The sequence below is a fragment of the Bordetella tumulicola genome (genome assembly GCF_965138755.1).
Classification (GTDB): Bacteria; Pseudomonadota; Gammaproteobacteria; order Burkholderiales; family Burkholderiaceae_B; genus Bordetella_A; species Bordetella_A tumulicola.
In genome coordinates this window covers 596655-609479 of sequence record NZ_CBCSFP010000001.1, presented here as the reverse complement: position 1 = coordinate 609479, position 12825 = coordinate 596655, and the positions used below count along the sequence as shown (strand labels likewise).

Here is a 12825-nt window from a genome sequence, read left to right as displayed (position 1 = left end):
AAACTGCCGGTGGGGCAGGTCTGTGTGCACAGTATGGCCAAGGTTGATGTATGATTTGGTCCAATAAGTTCATAAAACATACCAATTAGTTCATATGCAGGCCTTTCGTCCCATTGACCGCCTCTCGGGCGTTCTCGAACGATTCCGAGTGCAGGCCCAACTGCATCACTCCGGCGCACTGTGCGGGCTTAACCACTTCGACGCCCGCGAGGGGCATGGTTATCTGCACGTGTTGCGTCGCGGCCAGTTAACGGTGAGCCATCCAGGCGCGCGCGATGTGCCCAAGTCGATGCGTTTCGACGAGCCGACCTTGCTGCTGTATCCGCGCCCCTTTACTCATCGCTTCCACAACCCTCCGGTGGAGGGTTCTGATTTCACTTGCGCGCGGCTGAACTTCGACGGTGGTTCGTACAATCCTCTCGCACGGGCGCTGCCGCCTTTGATTGCGCTGCCGTTGGCCCGAGTGTCGGGCCTGGACTTGGCGCTTGAATTGCTGTTCGCTGAAACCGATCAAATGCGCTGCGGCCAGCGGTTGCTGGTTGATCGGCTCTTCGAGGTGGTTGTGATCCAGCTAATGCGCTGGCTGCTTGACCATCCGCTGGAAGCGGGCGTGCGCCCCGGCTTCATCACCGGACTGTCGGACCCGCGTTTGGCGCGTGCGCTGGTGGCCATGCACGACGCTCCTGGTGAGCCTTGGTCGGTGGGGCACATGGCTGAACGCGCCGGCATGTCGCGCACGGCGTTTGCAAACACCTTTCGCGAGGTGGTGGGCCAGACGCCGGCCGACTACTTGAACGACTGGCGCATTGCGCTAGCGCAGAACAGGCTGCGCGAAGGGCAACCGATCAAGATGCTGGCGGACGAGCTCGGATATGCGAACCCGTCGGCACTATCGCGCGCATTCTCAGCCAAGGTAGGCATGTCTCCGCGTGAGTGGCTAGCGAAGACCTCCGTGGGGCAGTAACGGGCAGCGATGTAGCGGCGAATCGAGTCTTATTCTTGTCAGCGCTACGCACGAATTTATCAACCAGCCGTCCGAATTTGCGTCCGAACCTCTGACAGCATGGCGCGAAACGAGCGCGGAGAATGACCGGTATGGCTGCGAAAGGCGCGAGTAAATGCGCTGCTTTCGCTAAAGCCCAGTTTGCCGGAAATGGTAGTCATCGACAGTGTCCAATCATGCAACAAACGATGCGCCAGTCGCATGCGGATGCGTGCCCGCACTTCCACGAAGGTTGTGCCTTGCAATGCCAGCCGGCGCTGCAGCGTGCGTTCCGTAATGCCGAAATATTTCGCGGCCTGGCTCAACGTGACCTGATCAGACCTGGGCAGTGTCTGGATGAGCCAGGTTTCTAGTACGTCAATGAATGCGTCCTCGGTATTCGGGGCATGAGTCATCGCTTCTGCTTGCAACATACGTGTATCCAGCAGATCGGTGTGTCAAGTGACCACCTGGTTATTCGGCACCCAGGCAAAAGGCCATGGGCAAGCGTTCAAAATAACGAATGATCTGTTCATCATAATTAGCAAGTAGGCTTCCCATCACAAACTGCGGGGCAGTGTTTTCCCTAGGGTGAATGGCGCACTTCGGTGGTGAGGGTGGGCGGCGTACCGGCCCAGGCCGCGTGAACAGTGGGTTTGCGGCCGAGGGTGCCGAGAAAATGGGCCCGTTACGTGTCCTCGTGATGGGGGTGGAATATCCCGACTTGTCCTTGAAAGTGTCGTATTGAGTCAATTTTTTCGGAGAATGTCTCGATACCCTGTCCCATTCACTTGAGGGGATAAACGTGGTCAAGAAATTTGCTTTAGCTGCCTCGCTTGTCGCAGTCTTCGCAGCCGGCACCTGTGCATTTGCCGCCGATGAGACGCCGCGCCACGGTGGCACGCTGCGTTATGTGGCGCCCTATGGGGCGACTTTTGCGAACATGGACATCCATACGTCGAACCGTGCGCAAGATGAAATTTATGCCAAGGCCATTCACCGATCCCTCTATCTGTGGGATGCAAATAGCAACAAGTCGGTGCCCGAGTTGGCCAGCTCCGTCAGTGTCTCGCCCGATGGCCTGACCTATACCTACAAGCTGCGCGATGACGCGTATTTTCACAATGGCAGAAAACTGAAGGCCGATGATGTGATCTGGTCGTTCACGCGCATGATGGATGGCGCCAAAGCCTATCCCGGCGCGCGCTATGTGCGCTTGATCAAAGGTGCGATAGAGGTTGAAAAGGGCCAGGCCAAGACCATTTCCGGTTTGACGAAGATCGACGACTCCACCTTTGAAATGACACTGGTCGAGCGCGGTGACCCGGCCAATTCCTTCTATTCAGCGATGACCTCGATCTATCCCGCAGAAGAGGCGATGAAAGAGGGGTTCTTCACCCACCCGATCGGCTTAGGGCCCTATAAGTTCGTTGAGTACGTGCCGGGCTCGCGTTTCGTGGCCGAGCGCTTTGATAAGTTCTACAAGCCTGGCAAGCCCTACACCGATCGAGTGACCGTACAGTTGATGGGCGAGGCCGCCGCGCGCGACGTGGCTTTCCGCAACAAGGAAATTGACGCGTCCATACTCGGCCCAGTGCAGTACATGGCTTACCAAAAGGATCCCGAGCTTTCCAAGAATATTCTTGAGGTGGCGGAGGTCTACACGCGTGCCATGGGTATGAATCCGTCCTTCAAACCGTTTTCGGACAAGCGTGTGCGCCAGGCGATTAACTACGCCATCAACACGGACCTCATCATCAAGAAATTGGTCAAGGACAAGGCATACCGCGCCAGCAGTTGGCTGCCCCCGGCATCGCCTGCTTTTGACAAGGATATGAAGCCCTATCCGTATGACCCGGCCAAGGCAAAACAATTGTTGGCCGAAGCAGGCTATCCCGATGGCTTTGAATTCGAGTGGACAGCCACGCCTAATGAAAGCTGGGGTATTCCCATTGCCGAAGCCGTCGTCCCGATGCTGGAAAAAGTCGGTATCAGGGCGAAAATTCGCCCGGTGGAAGGCACCGTGCTGGCCGAGACCGTGCGCAAGGGCGATTTCCAGGCCTATATCTGGTCCTTGAACACGGGCCCTGATCCTATGAGCGTGTTGATGTGTTTTCACTCCAAGACGCCTCAGTCGGCTTGCAACTACACCTTGTTCAATAACCCCGAGGTGGACCGCCTGCTGGATGAGGCGAATGCCAGCACTGACGAGTCGGTCCGAATCGCCAATTTGAAGAAGGTCAACGCCATTGTGTTTGATGAAGCCCCAATGTGGTTCTTCAACTACAACAAGGCGGCCATGGCCTATCAGCCCTGGGTACATGGCCTGCAACCCAACGCGACCGAATTGGCTGTCCAGAACTACGAGGATGTCTGGATCGACAGCACCTCGCCTGCGGCCAAGTAATTCGTCATGCCGCGCCTGTGCAGCCTGCGAGGCGTTGAATCCGGCACCTGGGACGTGTGCCCCGGGTGTCGGCGTTGGAGAAGTTGAATGCTGTCGTTTCTTGTACGGCGCTTTTTACAAACCGTGCCGATTGTGCTGGCCGCTGTATTGCTGATTTTTGTGATCTTCAGCGTCATTCCTGGCACCTTCGCCTCCAGCATGAGTGACGACGGGCGCAACGTGCTTGATGCTGCCGTCATGGAACGGATGAACAAAGAGTTCGGCTTGGATGAGCCTTTGCCGACACGCTTTGGCAAATACGTGGTCCAGTTGACGCAACTGGATCTGGGTACGTCGTTTCGGTCACGTCAACCCGTTACCACCGTGCTTGCCCAACGCGCGGGGCCGACCTTGCAGCTTTGTCTGGCTGCAATGGGGTTTGCCATTGTGTTTGGCGTTCCTATCGGTTTCATGGCCGCTATGCGCCCCGGCGGCCTGCTTGACTCCGCGTCCATGGTGATTGCCGTTTCGGGCCTGTCTATCCCCAAGTTCTGGTTGGGGTTGATGCTCATGTATTTCTTTGCCCTGGTGTTGGGATGGCTGCCCAGTTTCGGTTATGGCGACGGCGATCTGAAATATTTGATTCTTCCTGCGGTAGCGCTGGGCGTCGGTCCGCTGGCCTTGTTGGCGCGTACCACACGCGCCGCTGTGCTGGAGATCATGAATGCCGATTTTGTGCGTACGGCGCGCGCCAAAGGGATGAGCGAGCGCCGAGTCGTGCAGTGGCATCTGGCCCGCAATGCCTTGGTGATCATCTTGACGACGATCGGCCTGCAATTGGGTTCAGTGATTGGTCAGGCCGTCATCGTGGAAAAACTGTTCTCGTGGCCGGGCGTAGGTTCGTTGCTGGTCGACAGCGTCACGCTGCGAGACATCCCGGTCGTGCAGGGTGCCATCCTGGCGATTGTCCTGTTCTTTTTGCTGGTCAATACGCTCGTTGACGTCCTGTGTGCCATCATCGACCCGCGTATCAAATACACCTGAGGACGCATGAAGATCAGAGCAAACTTGCTAATTGGCGGCGCGCTCTTTGCGCTGGTTGTAATCGCGGGAATTTTCGCGCCGTGGCTGGCCCACACCGATCCCGTCATGGACGCCGACTTGATGACCGCCGAAGAGCCGCCAGGCATGGCGTTCTGGTTCGGCACCGATGCACAAGGGCGAGACATCTATAGCCGCGTGCTGTATGGCGCGCGCATTTCTCTTACGGTGGGGATTCTGTCGCAGATCATCAATACGGCCATCGGCATTGCCTTGGGACTGTCCGCCGGATATTGGGGAGGTTGGTGGGATGATTTCGTCAGCGCGTTGACGAACCTCATGCTGGCCATTCCTTCGCTGATCTTTGCGCTGGCCATTATGGCCATCATGGACCCAGGCCTGGTCAGCCTGGTGATTGCGCTGGGGCTGACCAACTGGTCCTTCACCTGTCGATTGGCGCGGGCCTCTGCCTTGTCTCTGAAAAGCCAAGGCTATGTGCAAGCCGCCCGCATTCTGGGTTATAGCGACATTCGCATCATGTTCACGCAATTGCTGCCGAACATGTTGGGCCCCCTGATTGTCATCGGCACGCTCGGCATGGGCGGTGCGGTGCTAGCCGAGGCATCATTGTCTTTTCTGGGGCTGGGGATTCGGCCGCCGTTCCCCAGCTGGGGCAGCATGCTCTCCGATGCCCGCGACCAGATCTCCACGGCACCGTGGATTCTTATCTTTCCGGGCATGGCGATTTTCATGACCGTGCTGGGCCTGAATTTGTTGGGCGACGGGCTACGCGACATTCTTGATCCTCAATCCCGGACGCGTCGGACATGACTGATCAACCTTTGCTTGAGGTGGAAAACCTCAGAATCGATCTGCTGACAGACGGCCAGCGACTCAGCGCAGTCGAAGAGGTGTCTTTTACGATCATGCGTGGCGAGACCTTTGGGCTGGTCGGTGAATCGGGCTGCGGCAAGAGCATTACGGCGCTGGCTTTGATTGGCCTGCTACGCGCGCCGCTCGTCATCGGGGGGGGCCGCATCCGGTTAGAAGGTAAAGAGATTCAAAGCCTTTCCGGCCCCGAGATGCGCAAGCTGCGTGGCAACCGGATCTCCATGATTTTTCAGGAACCAATGACGGCGCTCAACCCCTTATCGCCCGTTGGCCGCCAGATTGCCGAGATGTTCGTGCTGCACAAGGCCATGGGCTGGAAAGAGGCCGAGCGCCACGCGGTGCAGGCGCTGGACAACGTGCGGGTGCCGGCGCCGGAGCGCCGCATGAAAGATTATCCGCATCAACTTTCGGGCGGCATGCGCCAGCGCGTCATGATTGCCATTGCGCTAGCCTGTGGCCCTGGCCTGCTGTTGGCAGACGAACCGACGACCGCGCTGGACGTCACCGTTCAGGCGGAAATTCTTGACCTGATTCGTGATCTATCCAAAGAGCAGGGCACGTCTGTCCTGATGATCAGTCATGATCTGGGGTTGATCGCCAATATGTGTCGCCGCGTCGGCGTCATGTATGCGGGCCGATTGGTCGAGCAACGCAATGCGGACGAGATATTCGAGTCCCCCAGCCATCCCTATACCAAGGGACTGGTGGCGTCTTTGCCGTTGCTTGGCTCGCGCGCCAAGCATGGTCGTCAACGTTTGCGAGAGATCTCCGGTGTCGTTCCCCCAGTGTCTTCTTTTCCCGGCGGCTGTCGTTTTCATCCGCGCTGTTATGCGGCCACCGATATGTGCCAGACAACCGCACCCGCAGAAACCGTGCTGGTGCGAGGGGGATTAGTACGGTGTCATCATCTTGAATCAAGCATCTAACATGGCCAGTATTTCCAGCCCCGACGTCAGCCAGATGACCAATGAGCCCATCCTCAAGGTCGAAGACCTTGTCGTGCATTTTCCGATGGGTGGTGGTCTGCTGGGTGGCGCCAAGCGTACCGTGCACGCAGTCAATGGCGTAGATCTTGAGCTCAAACGCGGCGAGTGCCTGGGTTTGGTCGGCGAATCCGGTTGCGGCAAGACCACTCTCGCGCTTTCCTTGCTGGGTTTGCAACCGCCCACAGGCGGGCGTGTCACGGTCGATGGCCATACGGTGGGTGCGGCGGGCATCGATCGCAAAGGATGGGCGCGTATCACGCAAATGGTGTTCCAGGATCCGTATTCCTCGCTCAACCCGCGCCAAAGCGTGCGCAAGACGTTGGAAGCCCCTCTACGCCTGCACGGCATTACCTCATCATCCGAAATAGAAGGGCGCATCAGCCAGACGCTAGCCCGCGTGGGGTTGCGCCCGGAGCATGCCAGTCGTCTGCCACACGAATTCTCCGGAGGCCAGCGCCAGCGCATCGGCATTGCGCGTGCGCTCATTCTTGAGCCCAAGTTGCTGATTCTGGACGAACCGGTTTCAGCGCTGGACGTTTCCATTCGCGCGCAAATCATTAACCTGCTGCTCGACTTGAAAGAAACGCTAGGGCTTTCTTACGTGATGATCAGCCATGATCTTGGCGTGGTTGAACACATGAGCGATCGCGTAGCCGTCATGTATTTAGGCCGCATCGTAGAAACCGGTACGTGGCAGCAAATTTTCAGCACGCCGCGCCATCCTTATACCCGTGCGCTGATCGCCGCCATTCCTGATCCCTCAGGCCGCACTCGGGGCACCAAGATCACCGGCGACATTCCCAACCCTTATGATCCGCCTACCGGCTGCGGCTTTCACCCGCGCTGCCCCGAGGCGCGCGAGATTTGCCGAGCCCCGCCGGTGCCCACGCTCGACGCGTTGCATCCCGAGCATTTCGTACGTTGCCGTCGTGTCGCTGAGTTGGCCTGATACGCTACAGTAGCCCCTTGATGCCATGACGCGAGCCTCTGCCAGTGGCGACCGGACACCTTCCCGAGAGAGCATGACGATGAGCCATATCCCGACCCCAGACGGTCGCGTGCCGCAAACGACCACCATAACGCCGGATGATCCATTTGAGACGGTTTGCTTCACCGGCATGGCGCCGGGCCGTAAGCTGATCATTGTGGGCGCGGTGCACGGTAACGAGGTCTGCGGGACCAAAGCTATCTTGCGTGTTATCGAAGACTGTCGCGCGGGCCGCATCAAAGTCCGCCGGGGAAAAGTCACTTTCGTGCCGATCGCCAATCTGAAGGCGTATCGGCAGAACACGCGCGAAGGCGACCGCAACCTGAACCGCGATTTCAGCGACAAGCCGATTCCCCAGAACTATGAAGACAAGGTCGCCAATGTGCTGGCGCCCTTGTTGCGCGAGCACGAGGTGCTGCTGGATCTGCACTCTTTCTCATCGCAAGGCGAGCCCTTCATTTTCTGCGGCCCCTTAGATAACACCGGACCGGTCGAACCTTTCCGGTGGGCCAAAGAAGAGGCGGCTTTCGCTGCGCGGCTGGGCGTGGATATCGTCATGCATGGCTGGCTGGATAACTACGCCCGCCTACTGGCGCTGCGCGCCGAGAACGGCTTTCGCGTGGGGCACGTTGCCGAAGGCGTGGGCACGACGGAATACATGCGTTTCTCGGGTGGCTATGCCGTGACGCTGGAATGCGGCTCACACAACGACCCCGAAGCCGTCAACGTCGCCTATCGTGCCATTTTGAATGCACTGGCACATTTGGGGCTAGTGGATGCCCCCGAGCCTGAGATCAGCATGACGCGCGGCGTAGAGATCGTTCAGGTGGTGCTGTGCATGAACGAGGGAGATCATTTGGCTCAGGCCTGGAAAACGGGCGACGCCGTCAAGGCCGGAGAAGCCATCGCCCAACGCGCCGATGGCGAGCCGTTGCTGGCGCCCAGTGATGGCATGGTGGTGTTCCCGAATGCATCCGCCAAGCCGGGCGATGGTTTCTATTATTTCGCAGCGCCTAGCTCGCGCGTATTCTGATACAAAGCGCAGGTATGCGTGTTAGCTACATCACTTGCACTACGACTTTGCCCTTGGCGCGTCCACTTTCTGCGTAAGCCAAGGCTTTATGAGCGTCCTCAAATGGGAAAACTTTGTCGACGACCGGGCGGATTGCGCCTGATTCGACGAGGGAAGTGATCTCGCGCAACTGCGTCCCGTCAGCCCGCATGAAGACGAACGTATATTCAACGCCGTCTTTTTTCGCTTGGCGCCGGACGCCAAAGCTCAGCAGACGCAGCACCTGTTTGAGCGGCCAGGCCAGACGTTTCGCGGCGGCGAACGCCGGGGTGGGAGGCCCGGAGATGGAGATAAGGTGCCCGCCTGGCTTGAGGATCTGGAGAGACTTCTTCAGTTCGTCGTTGCCGAGGCTGTTCAGCACCACGTCGTAGTCACGTAGCTCGGTGGCGAAGTCCTGCTGCTTGTAATCGATGACGACGTCCGCGCCCAATGCCTTCACCCAGCCAATATTGGCCGTACTCGTGGTTGTGGCCACGAAAGCTCCCAGATGCTTGGCCAACTGGATGGCGACGGTCCCTACGCCACCCGAGCCGGCCTGGATGAAGACGCTTTGTCCTTTCTTCAGCTTGGCGGTTTCGACCAGCACTTGCCAGGCTGTTAATGCCACCAACGGCAGGGAGGCTGCCTCGACCATGGTGAGATTCTGAGGCTTTGGCGCTAGCGATGACGCTTTCACGGCAATGAGCTCGGCGAAGGTGCCGATACGATCATCGTCCGGGCGCGCGTAGACCTCGTCGCCGGGCTTGAAGCCGTGAACACGAGAGCCGACGCGCACGACCTTGCCAGCCATATCGTTGCCCAGCACCAGGGGAAGGCGATAGGGGAGAATCAGTTTGAATTCGCCGCTCTTGATTTTGATATCCAGAGCGTTGACGCTCGCCGCGTGGATCTGGACCAGAACATCCTCGTCGCCCACCTCCGGGGCGGGCATTTCGTCGATAAGGCCCGCCTGTTTTTTTCCATACCGATTAATGATGAATGCTTTCATGAGGAAACTGCTCTCTAGCGTTTTTCAATGAATGTATTTGGGGCAACCCGCAGGCTGCAGTCTCTTCAGCCTTGGTTGAGCCATCTCATTATCTCTATCATGTCGAAGAGCGCGCGCCTCCTTATTGTCGGTAGAGGGCATTCAATTTTTCACAGGGCTTTCACTGGCAAGGCGCGACCCGATAGCGCTGCGCGACTTGCGCCTGGCGGAGGTCGGCAAGCAGGCCTAGCCGTGCGGTGTCCAGTGCCTCCCAGTGCGCGGCATCATGCAGTGGCGGGATCGTGACGAGTTCACGGCGGTCGAAGCCGACCAGTGCCGCATCGACTAATTCATCTACGTTCATCAAGTCGGAAAGCGTGTTGACGTCGATGCCTGCACGCTCCCAGATCTCGGTGCGAGTTCCCGCAGGCAACACTGCTTGTACGTAGACGCCCTTGGGCGTGAGCTCCAGGCTCAGCCCCTGGGACAGGAACAGCACGAAGGCCTTGGTCGCACCGTAGACCGACATGCCGAATTCGGGTGCCAGCCCGACCACGGAGCCTATGTTGACGATCGCACCTTTGCCTGCCTGCGCCAGGCGCGGGGCGATGGCGCTCGCCAGCCTTACCAGTGCGGTGGTATTGAGGTTGACGAGACGGGCGACATCATCCGTCGATTGGTCGATGAAGTGACCGAGCAGCGTGGCCCCGGCGTTGTTGATGAGGGTTTCGATCCTGGCGTCCTCGCGCAGGCGCGCCTCGATCGCGGCCAGATCGCTGGGCTGAGTTAGATCAGCCGCAAGGATGTCGACGGCAGCGCCGGTTTCCTCGCGCAGACGCGCGGCGAGCACTTGCAGCCGCGACTTGTCACGGGCGACCAGCACAAGGTCGTGGCCGCGGCGCGCGAAGCGCTCGGCATAGACGGCGCCAATGCCGGTGGAGGCGCCCGTGATGAGAACAGTGGTACGAGTAGTCATGTGTTTTTCTCTTGATCGAAAGGCGAGCCCATACCGCGATGTGCGGTATGGGCCAATGACTACTGGGCGTTGGAATCGGCGAGCGCCGGGTAGTCGATGTAGCCCGCGGCGCCACCGCCGTAGAGGGTGGCGGGGTTCAGCGCGGCAAGGGTGGCGCCGGTCTCTAGTCTTTCGACCAGATCAGGGTTGCTGATGAAGGGGCGGCCAAAGGCGAATAGGTCCGCTTTGTCCTCAGCCAGGCGGGCGCCGGCCAGTTTGAGGTCATATCCGTTATTGGCCAGGTAGGTGTTTTTGAAGCGGCTGCGCAACGCATCGAAGTCGAACGGTGCAACATCGCGTGGGCCACCAGTGGCGCCTTCCACGACGTGCAGATAAACGATGCCCAGTGCACTGAGCTGCTCGGTGATGTAGTCGTACTGCGGTTGGGGAGCGCTGCAGGAAATGCCGTTGGCCGGCGAGACGGGGGAGATGCGCACGCCAGTACGGTCTGCACCGATTTCCCGGGCGACCGCGGCGGTGACTTCCAGCAAGAGACGGGCACGGTTCTCGATGGAGCCGCCATAGGCGTCCGTGCGGGCGTTGGCGCCGTCCTTGATGAATTGTTCAAGCAGATAGCCGTTGGCGCCGTGAATCTCCACCCCATCGAACCCCGCCGCGATCGCATTGGCCGCGGCTTGGCGGAAGTCCTCGACGATGCACGGCAGTTCGTCCAACGCGAGCGCGCGCGGCTGAGAGACATCCATAAAGCCATTGTTAACGAAGGTCTTGGTCTCGGCGCGGATGGCCGACGGTGCAACCGGCGCAGCACCATCTGGCTGCAGATCGACGTGGGAGATGCGTCCGACATGCCACAACTGGACGAAAATCCGCCCGCCCTTCGCGTGAACGGCGTCGGTGACCTTGCGCCAGCCGTCGATCTGCGGCTGCGTATATAGACCAGGGGTGTCTTGGTAGCCCTGGGCCTGTGCTGAGATCTGCGTGGCTTCGGTGATCACCAAGCCCGCTGAGGCGCGCTGACTGTAGTAGATGGCGGCGTGCTCGCTGGGAACCAGCCCCGCGCCTGCGCGATTGCGCGTCAACGGCGCCATCACGACGCGGTTGGAGAGATTGAGTGAACCCAGGGTGTAGGGTTCGAAAAGCGATTTGTCAGTCATGGTTTATCTACTGTGTCGTGGGTCAGGCTGAAAATGGAGATGTGCAACGGCGTCACTTCTTCAGAAACGGGATTGCGTGTTTCAGGAAGCATTCGGGATACTGGAACTGGGTGCAGTCACGTGCGTGTCGTTCATATCCAGAGTCCTTTCCATGGTAAGGTTCATCAATGATGTCGATCATCATCTTTATTGTCAAGTATTTTGATGATGATCAACATCAATGTATATTACTGATTTCACTGCTGGCACATCTAGAGAGATCCTGGACATGAAGGTCACCAAAGCGCAGGCGCAGGCGAACCGGACGCGCATCGTTGAAACCGCCTCCCATCTGTTTCGAGAGCGGGGTTACGACGGGGTGGGGATCGCGGACTTGATGGCCACCGCAGGCTTCACCCACGGCGGGTTTTACAAGCACTTCTCGTCCAAGGCTGACCTGATGGCGCAAGCGGCGACCTGTGGTTTTGCACAAGGGGCCGCCAGGGCCGAAGGCCTCGATGCGCCGGCGTTCGTCAATCATTATCTATCCCGCGCGCATCGGGATGCACTTAGTGAAGGTTGTACGATGGCCGCGCTATGCGGAGACGCGGCGCGTCAACCGGAGTCAATCAGGACGGTTTTTGCGACTGGCGTTGAAAGCATGCTGGAGATCCTGGCAAACCAGCTCGGTGCGCCAGAGGACGGCATGTGCGAAGCCGACTTGCGCGCCAGACGTATCGAGGTGATTGCGCAGGTTGTCGGCGCCATGGTGTTGTCGCGCGCGTGTCCTGACGACTCGCCGCTCGCTGATGAGATTCTGGATGTTTGTCGGGCGGCAGCCCTATCAAGGCTATCCTCGCGTCTTGATGCATAGAGGACGAATTCCGCGTTCCGTCGCTCGTCTCTGTTTATACAAATTGCTTCCAGGAAGAACTCTCGATGGTGATCGAACAGGTGTTAGCGCGCTGGGAGGCGGACGAGGCGCGAGTCCGCGCACTTTTGAGTGCCGCCGACGCCAAGCCCAAGCGGCAGATCTTTGGTCTTTCGGGCATGGAGATGTTCGAGGCGATCTTTGCTGGGGAACTGCCACCGCCACCGATTGGCGAGACGCTTGATTTCGTGCCGATCCACATGGAACCCGGCGCTGCGGTATTCCAAGGCCGACCGCAGAGACGACACTACAATCCGCTGGGCACTGTGCATGGTGGTTGGTTTGCCACGCTGCTCGATTCGGCCGTTGGCTGCGCAGTGCACACGACGTTGCCCGCGGGGAAAGGGTTCACCACGCTAGAATTGAAAGTGAACATGGTACGTCCCCTGAGTGACCGAGTGCCGCTCGTGCGCGCCGAAGGAAAGGTGATCCACGCGGGGCGTCAGGTCGCCACGGCCGAGGGCCGCATCGN

General features: G+C 59.0%; 12 protein-coding genes and 1 pseudogene. 9 read left to right on the top strand and 4 right to left on the bottom strand.

Annotation, left to right across the window (positions count from 1 at the left end; translation table 11 throughout):
- Positions 1 to 94 precede the first annotated feature (94 nt).
- Complete coding sequence (locus tag ACNAZS_RS02840) at positions 95 to 964, top strand: AraC family transcriptional regulator (RefSeq protein WP_415785937.1); 870 nt, start codon at positions 95 to 97, stop codon at positions 962 to 964.
- Between the two features lie 59 nt (positions 965 to 1023).
- On the opposite strand, the gene ACNAZS_RS02835 is transcribed toward ACNAZS_RS02840, so the two are convergent.
- Complete coding sequence (locus ACNAZS_RS02835; RefSeq protein ID WP_415785935.1) at positions 1024 to 1416, bottom strand: helix-turn-helix transcriptional regulator; 393 nt, start codon at positions 1414 to 1416, stop codon at positions 1024 to 1026.
- A gap of 371 nt (positions 1417 to 1787) precedes the next feature.
- On the opposite strand from ACNAZS_RS02835, the gene ACNAZS_RS02830 reads away from it, so the two are divergent.
- From ACNAZS_RS02830 to ACNAZS_RS02805, 6 genes are all read left to right on the top strand, one after another.
- Positions 1788 to 3389 carry an ABC transporter substrate-binding protein gene (locus ACNAZS_RS02830; RefSeq protein ID WP_415785933.1) on the top strand — a complete coding sequence of 534 codons (1602 nt, stop codon included), beginning with the start codon at positions 1788 to 1790 and terminating at the stop codon, positions 3387 to 3389.
- An 87-nt stretch (positions 3390 to 3476) separates the two neighbouring features.
- Positions 3477 to 4412, top strand: coding sequence for an ABC transporter permease (locus ACNAZS_RS02825; RefSeq protein WP_415785931.1), 936 nt, complete (start codon positions 3477 to 3479; stop codon positions 4410 to 4412).
- A 6-nt stretch (positions 4413 to 4418) separates the two neighbouring features.
- Positions 4419 to 5240, top strand: a complete 822-nt coding sequence (locus ACNAZS_RS02820; protein ID WP_415785929.1) for an ABC transporter permease — start codon at positions 4419 to 4421, stop codon at positions 5238 to 5240.
- A complete protein-coding gene (locus ACNAZS_RS02815; RefSeq protein WP_415785927.1) occupies positions 5237 to 6226 on the top strand; it encodes an ABC transporter ATP-binding protein in 990 nt (329 codons plus the stop codon). Before ACNAZS_RS02820 ends, ACNAZS_RS02815 begins: the two co-directional genes overlap by 4 nt.
- Entirely contained in the window at positions 6210 to 7235 is a 1026-nt protein-coding gene (locus ACNAZS_RS02810; protein ID WP_415785925.1) for an ABC transporter ATP-binding protein, read from the top strand. The genes ACNAZS_RS02815 and ACNAZS_RS02810 overlap by 17 nt, the downstream gene beginning before the upstream one ends.
- Positions 7236 to 7308: 73 nt before the next feature.
- The gene (locus tag ACNAZS_RS02805; protein WP_415785923.1) at positions 7309 to 8307 is read left to right on the top strand and encodes a succinylglutamate desuccinylase/aspartoacylase family protein; all 999 of its coding nucleotides are present in this window, start codon (positions 7309 to 7311) and stop codon (positions 8305 to 8307) included.
- A 25-nt stretch (positions 8308 to 8332) separates the two neighbouring features.
- Here ACNAZS_RS02805 and ACNAZS_RS02800 read toward each other — a convergent pair whose 3' ends face one another.
- The 3 genes from ACNAZS_RS02800 to ACNAZS_RS02790 all read right to left on the bottom strand — a co-directional run bounded on the left by ACNAZS_RS02800 (position 8333) and on the right by ACNAZS_RS02790 (position 11443).
- The gene (locus ACNAZS_RS02800) at positions 8333 to 9334 is read right to left on the bottom strand and encodes an NADP-dependent oxidoreductase (RefSeq protein WP_415785921.1); all 1002 of its coding nucleotides are present in this window, start codon (positions 9332 to 9334) and stop codon (positions 8333 to 8335) included.
- A gap of 160 nt (positions 9335 to 9494) precedes the next feature.
- Entirely contained in the window at positions 9495 to 10289 is a 795-nt protein-coding gene (locus ACNAZS_RS02795) for an SDR family NAD(P)-dependent oxidoreductase (protein WP_415785919.1), read from the bottom strand.
- 59 nt (positions 10290 to 10348) lie between these two features.
- Positions 10349 to 11443 carry an alkene reductase gene (locus tag ACNAZS_RS02790; RefSeq protein WP_415785917.1) on the bottom strand — a complete coding sequence of 365 codons (1095 nt, stop codon included), beginning with the start codon at positions 11441 to 11443 and terminating at the stop codon, positions 10349 to 10351.
- A gap of 268 nt (positions 11444 to 11711) precedes the next feature.
- On the opposite strand from ACNAZS_RS02790, the gene ACNAZS_RS02785 reads away from it, so the two are divergent.
- Positions 11712 to 12296, top strand: a complete 585-nt coding sequence (locus ACNAZS_RS02785) for a TetR/AcrR family transcriptional regulator (protein WP_415787038.1) — start codon at positions 11712 to 11714, stop codon at positions 12294 to 12296.
- Between the two features lie 65 nt (positions 12297 to 12361).
- Positions 12362 to 12824 (top strand): annotated as a pseudogene (locus ACNAZS_RS02780) (PaaI family thioesterase); the annotation flags it as partial.
- Position 12825 lies beyond the last annotated feature (1 nt).

Excerpts from the sequence above, each read along its gene's own strand:
- ACNAZS_RS02790 (WP_415785917.1), bottom strand. The coding sequence starts at position 11,443 with ATGACTGACAAATCGCTTTTCGAACCCTACACCCTGGGTTCACTCAAT.
- ACNAZS_RS02840 (WP_415785937.1), top strand. The coding sequence starts at position 95 with ATGCAGGCCTTTCGTCCCATTGACCGCCTCTCGGGCGTTCTCGAACGA.
- ACNAZS_RS02800 (WP_415785921.1), bottom strand. The coding sequence starts at position 9,334 with ATGAAAGCATTCATCATTAATCGGTATGGAAAAAAACAGGCGGGCCTT.
- ACNAZS_RS02795 (WP_415785919.1), bottom strand. The coding sequence starts at position 10,289 with ATGACTACTCGTACCACTGTTCTCATCACGGGCGCCTCCACCGGCATT.
- ACNAZS_RS02835 (WP_415785935.1), bottom strand. The coding sequence starts at position 1,416 with ATGTTGCAAGCAGAAGCGATGACTCATGCCCCGAATACCGAGGACGCA.
- ACNAZS_RS02805 (WP_415785923.1), top strand. The coding sequence starts at position 7,309 with ATGACGATGAGCCATATCCCGACCCCAGACGGTCGCGTGCCGCAAACG.
- ACNAZS_RS02815 (WP_415785927.1), top strand. The coding sequence starts at position 5,237 with ATGACTGATCAACCTTTGCTTGAGGTGGAAAACCTCAGAATCGATCTG.
- ACNAZS_RS02825 (WP_415785931.1), top strand. The coding sequence starts at position 3,477 with ATGCTGTCGTTTCTTGTACGGCGCTTTTTACAAACCGTGCCGATTGTG.
- ACNAZS_RS02820 (WP_415785929.1), top strand. The coding sequence starts at position 4,419 with ATGAAGATCAGAGCAAACTTGCTAATTGGCGGCGCGCTCTTTGCGCTG.
- ACNAZS_RS02785 (WP_415787038.1), top strand. The coding sequence starts at position 11,712 with ATGAAGGTCACCAAAGCGCAGGCGCAGGCGAACCGGACGCGCATCGTT.